General features: G+C 40.6%; 18 protein-coding genes. 10 read left to right on the top strand and 8 right to left on the bottom strand.

Going from position 1 to position 16,720, the window contains the following annotated elements; all coding sequences use genetic code 11:
- Positions 1-153 precede the first annotated feature (153 nt).
- A complete protein-coding gene (locus tag ABG082_RS15345) occupies positions 154-948 on the bottom strand; it encodes an AraC family transcriptional regulator (RefSeq protein WP_249670064.1) in 795 nt (264 codons plus the stop codon).
- A 277-nt stretch (positions 949-1,225) separates the two neighbouring features.
- Between ABG082_RS15345 and ABG082_RS15340 the strand changes: the two genes are divergently transcribed.
- The 6 genes from ABG082_RS15340 (at position 1,226) to ABG082_RS15315 (ending at position 5,771) form a co-directional block, all read left to right on the top strand.
- Positions 1,226-1,621, top strand: coding sequence for a membrane protein (locus ABG082_RS15340; protein ID WP_008347092.1), 396 nt, complete (start codon positions 1,226-1,228; stop codon positions 1,619-1,621).
- A 15-nt stretch (positions 1,622-1,636) separates the two neighbouring features.
- Positions 1,637-2,302, top strand: a complete 666-nt coding sequence (locus ABG082_RS15335) for a stress responsive protein LiaH (RefSeq protein WP_249670065.1) — start codon at positions 1,637-1,639, stop codon at positions 2,300-2,302.
- A 111-nt stretch (positions 2,303-2,413) separates the two neighbouring features.
- On the top strand, positions 2,414-3,283 hold the full coding sequence (locus tag ABG082_RS15330) for a DUF4097 domain-containing protein (protein ID WP_342494289.1): 870 nt from the start codon (positions 2,414-2,416) through the stop codon (positions 3,281-3,283).
- Positions 3,284-3,313: 30 nt separating this feature from the next.
- Positions 3,314-4,078 carry a cell wall-active antibiotics response protein LiaF gene (gene liaF / locus ABG082_RS15325; RefSeq protein WP_034647740.1) on the top strand — a complete coding sequence of 255 codons (765 nt, stop codon included), beginning with the start codon at positions 3,314-3,316 and terminating at the stop codon, positions 4,076-4,078.
- Positions 4,075-5,139 (top strand): two-component system sensor histidine kinase LiaS, encoded by a 1,065-nt coding sequence (gene liaS, locus ABG082_RS15320; protein WP_348936225.1) that lies wholly within the window; start codon positions 4,075-4,077, stop codon positions 5,137-5,139. Before liaF ends, liaS begins: the two co-directional genes overlap by 4 nt.
- On the top strand, positions 5,136-5,771 hold the full coding sequence (locus tag ABG082_RS15315) for a response regulator transcription factor (protein WP_007500305.1): 636 nt from the start codon (positions 5,136-5,138) through the stop codon (positions 5,769-5,771). Before liaS ends, ABG082_RS15315 begins: the two co-directional genes overlap by 4 nt.
- A 42-nt stretch (positions 5,772-5,813) precedes the next feature.
- Here the strand turns inward: ABG082_RS15315 and ABG082_RS15310 are convergent, their stop codons facing one another.
- Genes ABG082_RS15310 through ABG082_RS15295 form a run of 4 tightly spaced genes read right to left on the bottom strand, consistent with a single transcriptional unit; the run spans position 5,814 to position 9,843 of the window.
- A complete protein-coding gene (locus ABG082_RS15310) occupies positions 5,814-6,182 on the bottom strand; it encodes a hypothetical protein (protein ID WP_007500307.1) in 369 nt (122 codons plus the stop codon).
- 37 nt (positions 6,183-6,219) lie between these two features.
- A complete protein-coding gene (locus ABG082_RS15305; RefSeq protein WP_348936224.1) occupies positions 6,220-7,341 on the bottom strand; it encodes a Ger(x)C family spore germination protein in 1,122 nt (373 codons plus the stop codon).
- Positions 7,338-8,432, bottom strand: a complete 1,095-nt coding sequence (locus tag ABG082_RS15300) for an endospore germination permease (RefSeq protein ID WP_348936223.1) — start codon at positions 8,430-8,432, stop codon at positions 7,338-7,340. Before ABG082_RS15300 ends, ABG082_RS15305 begins: the two co-directional genes overlap by 4 nt.
- A complete protein-coding gene (locus ABG082_RS15295; protein ID WP_272511102.1) occupies positions 8,419-9,843 on the bottom strand; it encodes a spore germination protein in 1,425 nt (474 codons plus the stop codon). Before ABG082_RS15295 ends, ABG082_RS15300 begins: the two co-directional genes overlap by 14 nt.
- 113 nt (positions 9,844-9,956) lie before the next feature.
- On the opposite strand from ABG082_RS15295, the gene ABG082_RS15290 reads away from it, so the two are divergent.
- Positions 9,957-10,124 carry a YvzF family protein gene (locus ABG082_RS15290; RefSeq protein ID WP_003213147.1) on the top strand — a complete coding sequence of 56 codons (168 nt, stop codon included), beginning with the start codon at positions 9,957-9,959 and terminating at the stop codon, positions 10,122-10,124.
- An 87-nt stretch (positions 10,125-10,211) separates the two neighbouring features.
- Complete coding sequence (gene fumC, locus ABG082_RS15285; RefSeq protein WP_050826600.1) at positions 10,212-11,606, top strand: class II fumarate hydratase; 1,395 nt, start codon at positions 10,212-10,214, stop codon at positions 11,604-11,606.
- Positions 11,607-11,726: 120 nt separating this feature from the next.
- Here the strand turns inward: fumC and ABG082_RS15280 are convergent, their stop codons facing one another.
- Positions 11,727-12,605, bottom strand: a complete 879-nt coding sequence (locus ABG082_RS15280) for a TetR/AcrR family transcriptional regulator (RefSeq protein WP_249670069.1) — start codon at positions 12,603-12,605, stop codon at positions 11,727-11,729.
- Between the two features lie 192 nt (positions 12,606-12,797).
- On the opposite strand from ABG082_RS15280, the gene spxO reads away from it, so the two are divergent.
- Entirely contained in the window at positions 12,798-12,962 is a 165-nt protein-coding gene (gene spxO / locus ABG082_RS15275; RefSeq protein ID WP_008347070.1) for an anti-adapter protein SpxO, read from the top strand.
- Positions 12,963-12,982: 20 nt separating this feature from the next.
- Here the strand turns inward: spxO and ABG082_RS15270 are convergent, their stop codons facing one another.
- Both ABG082_RS15270 and ABG082_RS15265 read right to left on the bottom strand, forming a co-directional pair.
- A complete protein-coding gene (locus tag ABG082_RS15270) occupies positions 12,983-14,314 on the bottom strand; it encodes a HAMP domain-containing sensor histidine kinase (protein ID WP_017359277.1) in 1,332 nt (443 codons plus the stop codon).
- Positions 14,311-14,985, bottom strand: coding sequence for a response regulator transcription factor (locus tag ABG082_RS15265; protein WP_058213630.1), 675 nt, complete (start codon positions 14,983-14,985; stop codon positions 14,311-14,313). Before ABG082_RS15265 ends, ABG082_RS15270 begins: the two co-directional genes overlap by 4 nt.
- Before the next feature lie 337 nt (positions 14,986-15,322).
- On the opposite strand from ABG082_RS15265, the gene ABG082_RS15260 reads away from it, so the two are divergent.
- Entirely contained in the window at positions 15,323-16,693 is a 1,371-nt protein-coding gene (locus tag ABG082_RS15260) for a trypsin-like peptidase domain-containing protein (RefSeq protein ID WP_216896120.1), read from the top strand.
- The last annotated feature ends 27 nt before the right edge of the window (positions 16,694-16,720 follow it).

Below are 16,720 nucleotides of genomic sequence, written 5' to 3'. Positions count from 1 at the left end.
ACGAATATCACATGCATTATTATCTAATCAGGGCTGACAGAAGAGAGATGATCTATTTCTGAGGCAGTTAGGCTGGTTGTTTCATAGAGAGCTGTAGAAACCCTCTAAGGAATGAGGCTGACATCCATCGTTTTGAGAAGAAATACGACAGATTTATCTAACGGTATATGCGCTAGGTGGCACTCCGAATTTCTTTTTAAATACTCTGCTAAAATAGAGCGGATTAGGGTAACCGACAGTCATAGCAACATCACTTATCGGAATATTGCCTGTCTTAAGTATTTCACGCGCTCTTTCCATACGATACTGGATCACATAGTCAATTGGGTGAAGTCCGGTATATTTGTGAAAAAAATATGAGAAGCTTTTGGGATTCATATCGCACAATTCAGCGAGATCCTGAAGTGTTAATGGATTCATATATTGTCCTCTAATATAAGCGACAGCTTCCTCGATGACCCTTTCATTAGGAGAGCTATCTTTCTGCTTACAGCCCATTAGAATTTGATATAGGAGACGCAAAAATAATTCTTTGACTCGAAGTTTTCCCATCCCACCAGGTGTATGGATATTTTGATGGAGCATGGTGAGTATTTCTATGATTCTCGGATTTGCTCCCGTTTCCAGCTTGAAAGTATTGTCAAAGTCAGATTCTTTATCACAATTCAAATGATAAAAAAGTGAATGGTATTCGTATTCTGATTGACTGATTACCTGCAAGGCAAGCTGGCATCCCGGTGTTACATGCATGACAGATCCTGGCTGCAAATTGTAGCTTTTTCCATTGATATTCAGTCTAGCTTCTCCGCGAATGCTGAAAAGAAAGCCAGCACTTTCTGTCTTAAATTCACTTAATGTACTATGGGGCTGGATGACTAAACGATAGATTTCTTGTATGTGAAAAGAATGACTAGCAAATAGATCAGCTAGTTGATCTCTATTGATCAATGTACGACACCTGCCTATTTATTTAATCTATATACTACTTATTTTGTGATTTTACCATACGTTTAGCACCCACAAGAGCTAGAAATGGTAAATAAGTGAGCGGCTTTGTCTTCATGTTGATGTTCTTCTTTTCGAAGAGTGTTTTTTGTTTGATTCAATTGTTCAGTCTGAGCCATGTTACGACTCTGGTCGCAACCAAAGATCAATCTACGACACGTTTTGCCGGCTTCCTTTTTTGACTATAGTTAAAGCAAGGAGCAAGAAAGGAGGCATGAAGATGAAAATAACAAGTAAAACCATCATCGGTTCAATCCTGATGTTTATCGGTTTATCCATCTTCTTTGGTGGTTCATTGGGCGGGCTGATCCCGACTTTGATTGGGGCGTGGCTCATTTATGTAGGTGTCAAAAAATATGATAAAGGCAGTAAGACAACAGGGGTCATTCTCTCTATTATCGGTGTATTGCTCGTCGTGCAGTCGCTGCCATTTTTACTCGGAATCGCATTTGCTGGAGTACTTCTCTACTTTGGCTGGAAGATGATCAATGGTGAATCTGCAAAGGAATCATCCGGCAGATCATCCTATATGGAGCCAAACACGGCACCGAACATGGAAGAACCGATGCACACGTCATTTGATCAAGAATGGGAAGACTTTTTAAAGAAAAAATAAAGGGAGGAATATGAAATGGTATTAAGAAGAGTACGTGATATGTTTGTTGCAACAGTCAATGAAGGTTTAGATAAATTGGAGAATCCGCGTGTCATGCTGAATCAATATGTTCGTGATATGGAGGACGATATTGCCAAAGCGAAGCATGCGATTATCAAACAGCAAACCATTCAGCAAGGTTTCTTGAGAAAAGCAGAAGAAACAGAAGAATTTGCTGATAAGCGAAAGAAACAGGCGGAGCTGGCGTTTCATGCAGGAGAAGAAGAACTTGCACGGAAAGCACTGACTGAAATGAAGTATTTTGAAGAAAAGCACAACGAATATCAAGAAGCCTACCAGCAATCTGTTAAACAGTTGAAAGAGCTGAAAGAACAGTTGCAGCATCTAGAAACAAAGCTGCGTGATGTTAAAGACAAGAAGCAAGCGCTGATTGCAAGAGCCAATGCCGCACAGGCAAAGCAGCATATGAATGAATCTATGAATAAGGTTGATAGTGAAAGTGCTTATAAAGAATTTCTACGCATGGAGAATCGTATAGAGGAAATGGAGACAAAAGCGGGTAGTTATGCACAATTTGCCGATCAGGGTGCTTATGCTCATCTTGATTACGCTGATGAGGTTGAAAAGGAATGGCAAAAGCTTCAACGATCAAAGCAGCCTGAGAAACAGCCGGCAAACTAATGGAAATGTGTCAAATCGGAAGAAAAACAGGATTTTTCTTCCGTTATTTGATTTCTTTCTGTTTCGCTTTTCCTTATAATAAAAAGGTCAAAGGATAAAGGGATGATATAAATGAAACGGTTCATTGGTCTAATTTGTATACTTGTTGGTGTTTTTTTGATGATTGGGATGCTTTTCAAAAATGGAGATCTCTTTCATTTGAGCTTTTCTCGTGATAAAGCGGTCACAACAGCTTCAGCGAAAAAGGATGAGGTTGAACAATTAGATATCTCTCTTTCTGGATTTCGCATCAAGGTGAAGCCGGAAGATCGTTCGGATATTTCTGTGATGGTTGTGAATGGAAAAGGGAAAATGTATGCGGAACAAACAGGCGGAACATTCAAAGTCCGTGCTGAAAATAAAGGATTTTTGTTTTTCTCTGCATTTGAAAAAGGAGAACTCTTAGTCAAAATTCCAACAGATTATCATAAAGATGTGAAAATAACAGGTGGAATCGGCGTGAGCGAAGTAAATGGCGAAGGAAAGCTGTCTCTTCAAGATGTGACGCTCAAATCAACGAGCGGAAACCTCACAGCTGAGAACTTCTCAGCAAATCGAGTGGAAATCAAGGCGACTTCTGGCAGACTCTCAGTGTCTCATATTGATGCGAAGGAAAGTGATATTGGTGCCACTTCTGGTCGTGCTGATATTCAAGATGTAAAAGGAAAGCTGCAATTAGGCATGACAAGCGGCAGGCTGACAGCAAGCTTTGATACAATTGATTCACCAGTCGACTTTCACATGACATCAGGCAGTGCGAAATTTAACTTGCCAGATGAGGGAGATTTCAAAGTCCAAGTGAAAAAAACGAGTGGACGTATTGATCATTCGTATGATTTTGACCAAGTGGATAGTGAAGGCCGAGGTTTTACAGGCACGCATGGGAAAGGGACACACTTAGTCGATATTGAGATGACAAGCGGAAACTTAAAATTGCGGTAAACAAACGTAAAAAGGAAGGAGGCGAGTCAACTGCGTTTTTCTAGAAATCAAATTTTAGGCATCATTGTGGTGATTTTTGGTATTAATCTTTTTCTCAAAATTATTGGGATTGGGGCAGACCTATTTTGGCCAGTGTTTTTTGCTCTAGCTGGTTATTGGCTGCACTCTCGATCTAAACGTTGGCTCGGTTCGGTTTCCTATATTTTTGCAGGCTTTCTCTTCTTGAAGTTTCTACTAAATATCACGTTTAGTTTGACTGGGTATTTATTTGCTGCCTTTTTGATCTATGCGGGCTATCGTTTATTGAAAAACAAACCTGTTTTTGATGTCGATAAAAAGGAATCATCAGACGATGGGAAGCCTTCACTGAAAGTCAATCTTGAAAAAGAGGGCGATCAGAAGAAAACAAAAAGCCAGGCAAAGCCGCGCAAAGAACATGATTTCTTTATCGGTGAAGTCAGGCTGATGAAAAAACCATTTCAATTAAGCGATTTGACCATTTCAGGTTTTATTGGCGATGTCAAAATCGATTTATCAAAGGCGATCATTGCTGAGGAAGAGAGCACGATCGTCATTAGTGGACTCATTGGAGATGTCGATATTTATGTACCTCAGGATATTGAAGTATGTGTGAGTGCTTCGGCTGCGATCGGTGATATGAAAATCATTGATGAAAAAAGAAGCGGGTTCGGCAGTAAAGTGTATGTCATGACAAATGATTATGACGAAAGCAAGCGAAAAGTGAAAATCTCCATCTCTCTATTGATTGGGGATGTGGATGTGAGGTACTTATGAGGAAACTGCATTTAGGCATCCAGTGGCAATCTGTTCGTCTGGCAGTCGGTATCTCGCTTGGCGTTGTCATCATGACGACATTCCCGATGTTTTTTTATTACCAGCTTGATCCCATGATTTTGCTGTCTACGCGGTGGTTCGGCATCCCGTTTTTTTGTATTTTACTCATTATTAGTCTCGCCATTGGTGTATCAGCGGGGCATGTGTTTGGCTATCAGCATAAGAAGCGGCTGGATCAGCTTGTAGAGTCGATTTTGAAGTTTGAAAATGGGAATTTTGCCTATAGACTGCCTTCTCTAGGTGATGATGAAATTGGTTTGGCGGCAGATCAATTAAATGAAATGGCGAAACGAGTGGAAGGGCAAGTAGCCTCCTTACAAAAGCTCTCAAATGAGCGAGCTGAATGGCAGGTTCAAATGAAAAAATCGGTTGTCTCTGAAGAGCGTCAGCGTCTAGCGCGTGATCTGCATGATGCAGTCAGCCAGCAGCTATTCGCCATTTCGATGATGACGTCTGCGATTCTTGAAGGGATGAAGGAAAAGGATGAAAAGATTTTAAAGCAAATGCGACTTGTGGAACGAATGGCTGGCGATGCACAAAATGAGATGCGTGCACTTCTTCTGCATTTAAGACCGATCACCCTTGAAGGAAAAGACTTGAAAAAAGGCTTGATTGAGCTGCTCAATGAATTTCAGGCAAAGCAGCCAATTGATATTGATTGGGAAATAGAAGATGATGCTCCGCTGTCTAAAGGGGTGGAGGACCATCTGTTCCGAATTGTGCAAGAAGCCCTTTCCAATGTGTTTAGGCATGCAAAGGCGACAAAGGTGACAGTGCGTCTGCTCATTCGAAACCGTCAAGTTCAGCTGAAAATAATTGATAACGGGATTGGTTTTCAAACAGATCATGTGAAGACTGCTTCCTACGGACTTGAATCGATACGAGAAAGAACAAGTGAAGTAGGCGGTGTCGCAGAGATTATGTCATTTGAGGGAAAAGGCACACAAATTGATGTGAAGGTTCCCATTTTTGATGAAGGAAAAGGAGAGAACGTTCGATGATTCGAGTGCTTTTAATTGACGATCACGAAATGGTGAGAATGGGTCTTGCTGCTTTTTTAGAGGCACAGGCGGATATTGAAGTCATCGGTGAAGCGTCAGATGGACAAAAAGGTGTAGAACTAGCGGTTGAATTAAAGCCAGACGTGATTTTAATGGACCTTGTCATGGAAGGCATGGATGGCATCGAAGCAACGAAAAGAATTTGTCAGGAAATAGAGGATGCCCGGATTATTGTACTGACGAGCTTTATTGATGATGATAAAGTGTATCCAGTTATTGAGGCTGGCGCTTTAAGCTATCTTTTAAAAACATCGAAAGCAGGAGAAATTGCTGATGCCATCAGGTCTGCGAGTATCGGCGAACCAAGGCTTGAATCAAAAGTAGCTGGAAAGGTCATGAACAAACTCCGCCATTCATCAAATGGGTCCATTCTGCACGATTCGTTAACCGCAAGAGAAATGGAAATATTAAAGCTGATTGCAGATGGGAAATCGAATAAGGTCATTGCTGAGGAATTGTTTATTACCATCAAAACAGTCAAGACGCATATTACCAACATTCTTTCCAAGCTTGATGTAGAAGACCGCACACAAGCGGCCGTGTATGCACATCGCCATAAGCTGATTCAATAAAAAAACAGCTTTCAAATGAAAGCTGCTGGAACATGCGCAAAATTAGTCCTTCTGTCCTGTGATTGGACGTTCGGATAGTTGATGGAGCTCAGGAACTGGAAAAGCCTCCTGCTCCTCGGCCGATTTGTCTTCCAGGGTTTTCTTCATCTCGGAAAGCAGCTTGACGCTTTCCTTTGCCACTGCCGCTTTTTTCTCTTGCAAATCAATGATCTGTGAAAGTCCAACAAATAAACCGCCTCCAATCAGAAGGAGCGCAGGGGTTTGTCCATAATAAATCACGATCAAAAATGTGCTTGAAAAGCTGTCGGCTTCAATGAAGAAATCTTCTTTTGATTGCATGAATACCACGACTAACAGAAGTATTCCTAGAATCAAAAATAGAATGCCGGCCGAAAGTAAAGCTCGTTTCATGATTGACACCCTTTTTTTCTTACCATTTTAACATACTCTATAAGGATTGTGTTGCGCCCTTAGTCCCGAAGTCACGGATTTTCACATTTACCTTGTAACGAATATCCGATTCAATAAAAATGTCATCCCAATGTTTTGCTTCTTTTCGGAATTCCTTCGGATAGGCAATACTCGCTTTTTGATAAAATCCACAAAAATCTGCTTTGATCTCATGCTGTAATTCCCCGATAAAATCTTTCACATTTTCCTCCAGTCGATGTGCCACGACTTTCTCAATTTCTTGGAGGTATTTTTCATTAAATGAATTTTCCCGTTCATTCCAATCCTCAGACAATCTTCCATCAAGCTCCACTGAAACATTAAATTGATATCTTCCGCTGGCTGTTTTATTTGTTTCAATGTTGTGTTTCAGTTTAAATATCTCAAAAGAATAGATGCTGTGATTATATTTAAATTCAACGACTCCGCCTTTTCCGTCCCCAGTCAATAGGTTGTATGACTGCACGGCTAACGGAGAGATGTTGGTGAGAAATCGTTTGTTTTTAATAATAGAGGCACCGTCGAGTATTAATTTCCCTTGATCTACACTGACTTTCGGAACAGCAAAAGATACATTGTTTTGCATAGCAGAAGAAATATCTCCTAATGAAACGGGCTTTAACATACGTATGGTCGATTTTGTATTCCCAGAAATATCATATAGTGTAGAAGAAGCTGGCTGTCCATCGTCATTGATTTTCAGCAAGTCCCCTGGCTTCTCAGAGGTCATAAAGACGAGGCTTCCTCTCCGCGTTTCATTGTCTCGAATAAATTGATTAATGACCAAGTCGAAATTATTCTCACTGATGAGCTCCTCAGAAAATAAATACACCCTCAACTGCTGGGCGAAAATACGGTGACTTTTCAGTGTCGTTGTTCGGAAAATTTGATGCACGGAATCTCCACTAGTTTCAATAATCTTTGTTGGGTCTTTCACGCTGGATTCCTGTTCAATTTTTTGTGGAACAAGGACTTGCATAGATATTTTAAGCTTATGACCGTCATCGCCTTTATCTAAGCCGTAACCAATCGCCATGTTGAGCTCCTCAATATTGGTACTATCCCAGCATCCACTTAATAGAACAAGGGTCAGGATTGCAAAGGTTGCGTTCTTTTTCATACAGCTTTCCGCCTCCTTTTCAAAAACACGATGATAAATAAGAGAAACGGGAGAATACCGAATAAAAGGAAAAATAAATGGTTCACATAGGTTAAATAATCACGCACTGTATCAACATCCTTTGGGAAACTGGCGGCAAAGTAGATGACAATTCCCATCAACGCGAGCACGACCTTTTTAGGGAATTTAGTCAGTTTGGATACGCCCATTGCAGCAAAAAATGTATATCCTACAAAGCTCGTATAAAGCTGGACAAGCCAAACGATGAGCAAAAAGGATTCAATCCGTTCAATAAAAATCCCTTGTATATCAAACGATTGAAATAAGGCAATCGTCGGCCAAGTCAAAGTCGCTGTTTCTTTCACCGTGAACGCACCAACCACAAGAATATAGGTGAAAATATAGATGATCGCAGGAACCAAAAAGCCGATTGCGCCATAAGCAAAAGTGTGTTTTTGCGTTTTCATGTAGGCAGGCATAAACAGCATCATTTCAATACCTACAAATGAAATGGCTGATGCGTTCAAGGATTTGAAGACAGGAGAGAATCCCTCTCCTAATACAGGCCTTAGGTTATCTAATTTAAATTCTTGCACACTGAGTCCGTATGCAATAAATAAGATAATTAAGGTGACAATGAGGAAAAATGGGCACAGTCTGGCAAAATCACCAATTCCGCCAACTACGAGATAAAAACCAACCAAAATAAAACTGATCATTGTCACCGCTACAGGTGTGTTTTGAAGTAGAAAGAATTTCACCATCTCAGACATAGCCCGTACTTCATAGCTGGCAACGCCGAGAAAGTAAATAATAATCAACAGGTTGGCAAGTGAGCCAATCCATTTCCCAAGCCCTTCTTTTGTATAGTCATAGTAGGAAGAAAAGGAGACCTTTTTCATCATGAGCACATTGACAAAAATGAACACAATGTATATCACACTCATGAGTAAGAGTGCAATCCAGCCGTCAGGTGTTTGCGCAGCTTGAGCCATTGATCTTGGCAGAATCATCATACTTGCACCTAGCGTGGTATTGGCGATAATGGCACTTGCCTGATAGCTTGTGATCGACTCTTTATGATTGACCATATCGTTCTCCTTTCTTTTGATTCTTCAAAGGCAATCTGATGATGGAATTGTCCTCATTTTTATAACTAAACACAAAATCTGGTGAAAAATATGGGGTGCCAAAGCTTTTTTGTCTTGTCAAATGAGTGAGTAAGACGAGCATAAACAGGACAAGTCCATATAAACCGAATGCAGCTGCAGCAAACATGGACACAAAGCGAAGGACACGAAATGATATCCCCATTCCATATTGAGGAAAGGTAAAGGATGCAAGTGCAATGACGCTGACAATAATGACCATAATGGAGCTGACGATATGTGCTTGTACGGCTGCTTGCCCAATGACAACTCCGCCCACAAGTCCGATTGTTTGTCCAAGTGGATTAGGCAGTCTTAACCCAGCTTCACGCAACAGCTCAATGGTCATTTCCATGATGAGTGCTTCTACAATAGGCGAAAAGGGGACATTCTCTCTTGTGCTTGAGATGGAAATGGCTAAAGTTGTGGGCAAAAGACCTTGATGGAAGGACACAAGGGCAATATAGATGGCCGATAAAAACAATGTGAGAAAGATGGACGTAAAACGCAGCAAACGAATCAGAGAGGCGGCGATCCATCTTTCATAATAATCATCAGGTGACTGCATAATCGTTGCGAGGGAAGCAGGCACAATTAAGATAAAAGGCGAATGATCGACAAAGATGGCGACGCGCCCATTGTTTAAAGCAGATGCCACTTTATCAGGCCGTTCTGTGTTTTGAATTTGCGGAAAAGGAGAATACACATTGTCTTCAATGAGCTCCTCAAGAATGCCAGAGTCTTGAATATCATCAATCGTGACTTGTTTGAGTCGCTTTTTTACCTCTTTTAAAACAGAGGGCTCAACGATACCATCAATGTACATGATCGATACTTGGGTGTATTTCTTTTCACCGATTTTCATGTCTACTGTTTTGAGATCAGGGTTTTTCAAACGCTGTCTGACGAGAGCTAAGTTCGTGTTGATATCTTCAATGAAACCAATTTTTGGTCCTCTTACGACGGTTTCAGACGTAGCATCTCCTAAATTGCGTTTCTTCGTTCCATGTGTTTCTAAAATATAAGCATGTTGAAATCCGTTAATCAGTACGACACAATGTCCTTGGAAAATAGCATCTACTAGCTCTTCAGAGGTTTTTACCGTACGGGTAGTCATCATCGATAAATTGGATTCTAGCTTCTCTTTTGTTAGAGAGGCATGATCTTGCAATAGCAGCTTTAAGAAGGATTGAATCTGCATCGCTTCGTTCATTTCTTTAATGTATAAATAGTAGACAACCTGTCCATGAGGCAATGTTTTTTTCTCATGGATCAAATCATCCATGTCCTTTAACTGAGGGAGAATGACAGAGAGATTATCGTATAAGTGCTCTTTCAATGGAGTTTGATTCAAAAGGATCACCCGCCTCAATTTCTTTTTCTTAGCATTACCTGCTTGAAAAAACAATATTCTGTGTTACATTATTTTGTGGTATATGAAAGAATCACGGTGTTGGAGGAAAGAAGATGGCGCAAATTCGTTTAGCAGGAACAAAAGAGGAGATCGACCGTATTCTACAGTCGTTTGACAAGCATTATGAGGTGACCTATACGTCAAAAGATTACGGAAAAACCAATCCGAAATACAAATATTCCAAAGATGTTCGTGTTTATATTGAACTAAAATTAAAATAAAGATAAAATTTTAATTGAAAACGCTTAAAGGATTTTCGTTTTTTGTATAGAATAGAGTTGAGTGATGAAGCTATGGAGGGATACATAATGACAGAATTTAGAATCGAAAAAGATACAATGGGCGAAATCAAGGTGCCAAAGGACAAGTTCTGGGGTGCACAAACACAACGAAGCAAAGAAAATTTCAAAATCGGTTCTGAGAAAATGCCAAAGGAAGTTGTGAATGCGTTTGCAATTTTGAAACGTAGCACAGCGATTGCCAACGAACGTCTTGGCAACTTAGAAAGTGAAAAAGCAGAAGCGATTGCTGCTGTATGTGATGACATCATCAGTGGAAAATATGACGAGCATTTCCCGCTTGTTGTATGGCAAACAGGAAGTGGAACACAAAGTAACATGAACATGAACGAAGTCGTTGCAAATAGAGCAACTGCTTACTTGAAAGATAAAAATAGTGAATTCAGCATTCACCCGAATGACGATGTCAACCGCAGCCAAAGCTCAAATGATACATTCCCAACGGCTATGCACGTGGCAGCTGTTTTAGCTGTGTACAAAAAGCTATTGCCTGCGATTGACCAGTTAAGAGCGACGCTTGATGAGAAAGCAAAAGCATACCAAGAAATCGTGAAAATTGGCCGTACGCATTTGCAAGATGCAACACCTCTTACAGTTGGCCAAGAGATTAGCGGCTGGGTGTACATGCTTGATCGTTCAAAAGAAATGATTTTAGAATCTACTGAAAAAATGAGAGAACTTGCCATTGGCGGAACAGCTGTTGGTACGGGAATTAACGCACATCCTGAGTTTGGTAAATACGTGGCAGAAGAAATCAGCCAGTTAACAGGTCAAACGTTCAATTCTTCACCAAACAAATTCCATGCGCTCACAAGCCATGATGAAATCACATATGCACACGGTGCGCTTAAAGCTCTTGCAGCTGACTTAATGAAAATTGCCAATGATGTGAGATGGCTTGCAAGTGGTCCTCGCTGCGGAATTGGTGAATTGATCATTCCTGAAAATGAGCCAGGCAGCTCCATTATGCCAGGAAAAGTCAACCCAACTCAAAGTGAAGCTTTAACAATGGTTGCCGCACAAATCATGGGGAATGATGCAACGATCGGTTTTGCCGCAAGCCAAGGAAACTTCGAGCTGAACGTATTTAAGCCGGTCATCATCTATAACTTCTTGCAGTCAGTTGAATTGCTTGCTGACGGCATGAACTCATTCCATGACAAGTGTGCCGTTGGAATTGAACCAAACCTAGAAACAATCGAGAAAAACCTGAATAATTCATTGATGCTTGTGACGGCACTGAACCCGCACATCGGATATGAAAATGCAGCGAAAATTGCGAAGCTTGCGCACAAAGAAGGTTTAACGTTAAAAGAAGCTGCCCTTCAATTAGAGCTATTAACAGAAGAGCAGTTTGAAGAGTTTGTGAAACCAGAAGAAATGGTGACACCGAAAGCAAAATAAGACACCAGAGGCCTCTGTGCCTCTGGTTTTTTTAATGGAAACTCCCTGAAATCACAGAAAAGAAGTTTGATTGTTTGTTTTTGTCACAATCATAAACCCAGGGCAAGCAAGCCCTGGGTTTTATAAATGATCTTCTTTTAGAATGCGTAATAAGGAGCCTGAGACAGGCTGAAGCGGTGTGTATAATTTCAATTGATAAAGCATGCCTTTGACGATGACTTGTCTTGGTTTTTGTTTGTTTAACTCGTTTTCTAAAATGCCAAGCGCTTCAAATAAATCTGGCTCGTCTTTCACTTCATAATGTGCTTCTGCCAGTTCTCTTAATTCTTTTAATAGAGATTCTGTGAGCGGGTCAAATGATCGTTCATAAATAGGGCCGAACCAGTCGCTTGCTTGGTCCACAGAAATGAGCGGATGGTCATTGCGCTTCATCATACCGCCCATTAGATCATCGATACGGTGAATCATTGTTGAGGCAAGCTCCTCTGCTTCGAGCTGAAAATCATATAAAATGGCAAGCTCAAAGTAAACGTGACTCATGCCCTCGATCGTTAAACAAAGATCAGCCATATAAGGAATGGCTGCATCTCCATACATTTGCTTCATGTTATCAATGTGCAGCTGAATCGTCGCAAGCCGAATTTGCTTTGCAAGCTGCTGCGTTTCTTCGTTCAATGGGAGCGCCCTGTCGCTTAGCTGCATTTTAATAAAATCCTTTTGCTGCAAAATATTATCGTAATAGACAGTGAGCTGTTTCCGGTAGGCTTCTTTTGGTGTGCCGCCCTCTGTTTGAACCTCATGAATCCGGGTAAATACCTTATCGTAATAGTAATGCAAGATCGAAATAAGCAGTGCTTCCTTCGATTTGAAATAAAGGTAAAACGCACCCTTTGACATGTGGCATTCATCCGCAATTTCCTGAACAGACGTTGTATTATAGCCTTTGCTGGCAAATAACTTCATACCAGCCTCAATGATCATTTTTTCTTTCTTTTTCAATATGAATGTCATCCTTTCTTACCGAGAGACAAATGTCTTAGGAAACGTGCGCAAAGAGATGTGACTTATCGGTCATAAACGACAAAACTTTTCAAAAATTAATCAGATTGTAACTTGTTTTTTACAGTGTAATTCTTTATATTATAAAGTAAGGTGACCAACTGGTCAAAAAATGTGAAAGGATGATGTTCCATGAGAGAAATCGATGACATGATTAGACGGTTGAAAGCAAAAGGAATTCAAGTAGAAAAAGTCAAAATGCCGAAAGAGACAACCATTGAAAAGAAATGGATGTATCAAGCTGGCAAGAAAATCAAAGCCACATACCGTGATTTCAATGGGTATTCATTCATCTAAAAAAGACTGCGGTTTAAAACCTACAGCCTCTTCTTTGGAACAGTGATCGTATAGCGTACACCTAGTTCATCATTTTCAATTGATATGGACGCTTGATGCATTGAAAGAATTCGTTTGACAATGCTTAATCCAATGCCGAATTCGCCCTTTTTTCCCTTACTAAAAGGTTCGTATAGGCTGGATAGCATGTGTTCTTCAATTGGAGGGCCATCATTACGAATAACGATGCGGATTTGATCTTCTTCCTGCTTCATATGAATGTCAATTTTACTTTTTGCGTAGCGAAGTTGATTTTCTAATACATTTTCAAATAATTTGCTCCATTGTTCTGGATCGCCTTCAAGTGCAGCCTCATCATCTAAGTCCACGTTCCACTGCAATTCATTTTTCGACCAGCGTAAACGGTCAACCACTTCCAGCATTGTATTACTCACAAGGAAGGGAGAATGCGCCGGATGTTGTTTTGATAAATAATCAAGCTTTGTTAAATACAGCAAATCTTTGATTTTCTTCTCAAGCTTTTCCGCTTCGCCTTCAATCACTTCCACCGTTTGTTCAAGATCTCCTTTAGGAAAAATTCCATCTTTAATAGACTGCGTATAACCGCGGATGACCATTACAGGTGTTTTTAAGTCGTGTGATATATTTTGCAAAAGTGTTCGTTCTGTTTCATCCTTTTGAATGAGCTTTTGTCTCATTTCTTCAATCGTATGCCCCAGCTTGCCGATTTCATCTTGCCGGTCAACAATCACAGGATCGTCCCAGTCTTCTTGTGCAATGCGCTTGACGTGCTTTTCAAACGCAACAATTGGACGTGATAAGTAGCGGGCGAGCCAAATCGAAGGAATCCAGCTTAATAAAATAACCGTTCCTAAGATGAATATCAGCTGTTTAAAAAGCGTAAAGGACAAGTCATCTCGATAAGAATCGGGTGCATATGACAAGAGAATATATTGTGTATTGCCTGTTGAGACTTTTTTGATCACAAAAAAGATATGCTGGCCATTCACTTCTTCAGAATAGCGTTTTGTTGCGCTTTTTTGTTTTTTAACAAAGGACTGCACTTTTTCAATAAAGGCATGCGGGAAAAACTGAGCCATTTGATTTAATTCATCTGACGGAATCAGAATGTGCTGAACCGAGCGGTTTTCTGGTGTCGACTTTGGTGAGCCGTCTCGATTCAGAGGGTATTCTGTTAACACCTGCTGCTCGTTTTCGATGTTTTTATAAATTTCATTCGTAAAGAAGCTGCGTAATGTATTTGAAAATAAAATGATCAGGACAATCGAAATGGTGAGTAAAATGCCAGAGATGACAACCCAGATTTGAAAAGCGAGCGGTTTGTTCTTCATCCTTTTAGCATCCTATAGCCAAATCCATAAATGGTCTCGACTTTTAAGTCAGGCATTTTTTTGCGCAGCCGTCTGACAAGATCATCGACCACACGATCTGTCCCGAAGTAATCGTGCCCCCAGATCTTGACGAGGATATCTTCCCGGGAAAAGGCATGTCCTTGATGATGGGTAAATAAGAGCAGTAAATCAAATTCCTTAGACGTTAAGTTAATCAGCTGATCTCCTTCATACACCTCTCTTACGTCCTCATGAATGATATAGGAAGAAACGGGTGTGACGCTTTGCTGCGGTGTGTCACTGTTTTTATATACAAGCTCCAGCAGCTTTTGCACGCGGATGATCAGCTCGCGCGGGAGAAAGGGTTTCGCAATATAATCACTGCTCCCGAGTTCTAAGCCAAGCACACGATCAATATCTGCATCACGTGCCGAAATAAAAATGACCGGTACGTCAGGCGAGGCTGCTTTGATTTCTTTAATGAGTGTGTAGCCGTCTGTATCAGGCAGCATAATATCTAAAATCCATAGATGCGGGGGCTTGTTCATTGCTTTGCGTGCCGCTTCTCCGGTTAAAAAAGAGGAAACATTCCAATTTTCACTCTCTAAATATTTGGTCAACAGTTCATTTAAATTCTGCTCATCTTCAACTAAATAAATGGTGTACGACAAAGTCTTCCACATCCTCTCAACGTCATTATAACGGGATACAAAGGCGGCATGTCAACAATCACACGCTTTTTTCACAATTTCACATATTCTTCTCATCATTATCCCATAATGTTTGTTTATGATAAGCTCAAGGGAAAAAAGGGCATAGACAAAAGGCTAATGAATAGGTGCTTTTCACCAATGTGCGCACCTTGCTTTTTTTCTATGAATAAGTATTATATAATTTGACATATTGTCATAAAGAATTTTTCAATGATATTGCCATTAAGAGGACATGAGTCCTATCTAGACATATGAATGAAGCATTTCATGAAAATGATGCAAAGGAGTGCAAGCGATGGATTTCCGAAGAGAAGATGAAGAGAAAAAGATGAATGATCAAGAACACACACATCAAGAGAATGAGAAACAAATAGAAGAACCAGAAAAAGAGAAAGAACTCGTTTTTCACCACCATGAAAACGAAGCATCTGCCTCTCAAGAGAGGGTGACAAACGAATCTCCTCAAGTGATTGATGACCGTTCGTCTAAAAAGGAGAAAAAACGGAAGGCTGCATGGCTGAGTCCTATTCTTGGAGGGATTATTGGCGGCGGTCTTGTGCTTGGCATTACACCGCTTTTACCGCAGTCGCAAGATACAGCGGCAAACACTCAAACCCAAACAGCATCAAGCGAACCGGCTTCATCTGAAAATTTCTCAACAAAACAAATCACCAATGCGACGAATGTTGCTGATATGGTAGAAGATTTAGAGCCGACGATTGTAGGGGTCTCAAACTATCAATCTACACAAAACTCGTTCGGTCTTAGCGGTGATTCAACTGAAGCAGAAGCTGGAACGGGTTCTGGTGTCATCTTCAAAAAAGATGGCAAAAAAGCATACATTATCACAAATAACCATGTAGTCGAGGGTGCCAATAAATTAAAGGTCACACTATACGATGGAAAAACAAAAGATGCGAAGCTTGTCGGCAGTGACGTAATGACAGATTTAGCTGTCGTGGAAATAAATGCTGACGGCATTGATAAAGTTGCAAGTTTTGGAGATTCTTCTAAGCTTCGTGCTGGAGACAAAGTCATTGCGATCGGGAACCCGCTCGGTGCGCAGTTCTCTGGTACAGTAACAGAAGGGATTATTAGTGGTCTCGATCGTACCGTTGAAGCCAATACATCATCTGGAACCGTTGAGATGAATGTGCTTCAAACAGATGCAGCCATTAACCCTGGAAACAGTGGCGGTCCGCTGATCAATACAGACGGTCAAGTCATCGGCATCAACAGCTTGAAAATTAGCGAAAGCGGAGTAGAATCACTCGGATTTGCGATCCCAAGTAACGATGTAAAACCGATCGTAGATCAGCTGTTGAAAAATGGAAAAGTCGAACGTCCTTACCTTGGCGTACAAATGATTGACCTTGAGCAAGTGCCTGAAACGTATCAGGAAAATACACTTGGCCTATTTGATAAACAAATCGGTAAAGGCATCTATGTAAAAGATGTATCAAAAGGATCTCCTGCACAAAAAGCAGGCTTGAAGTCTGGAGATGTCATCATCAAGTTCAAAGGAAAAGATGTAGCGAACAGCTCACAACTGAAAGAAATCCTTTATAAAGAAACCAAAATTGGCGATAAAACGACAATGACTGTCATTCGTGATGGAAAGAACAAAAATCTTGATATTACCCTTGGGCAGTCTGATAACGAATAAAAGAAAACAGGTGGATAATCGATCCAC

This window comes from Bacillus sp. BS1807G30 (assembly GCF_040047675.1).
GTDB classification, from domain to species: Bacteria; Bacillota; Bacilli; order Bacillales; family Bacillaceae; genus Bacillus; species Bacillus altitudinis.
This window is presented reverse-complemented; position numbering and strand designations above follow the sequence as displayed.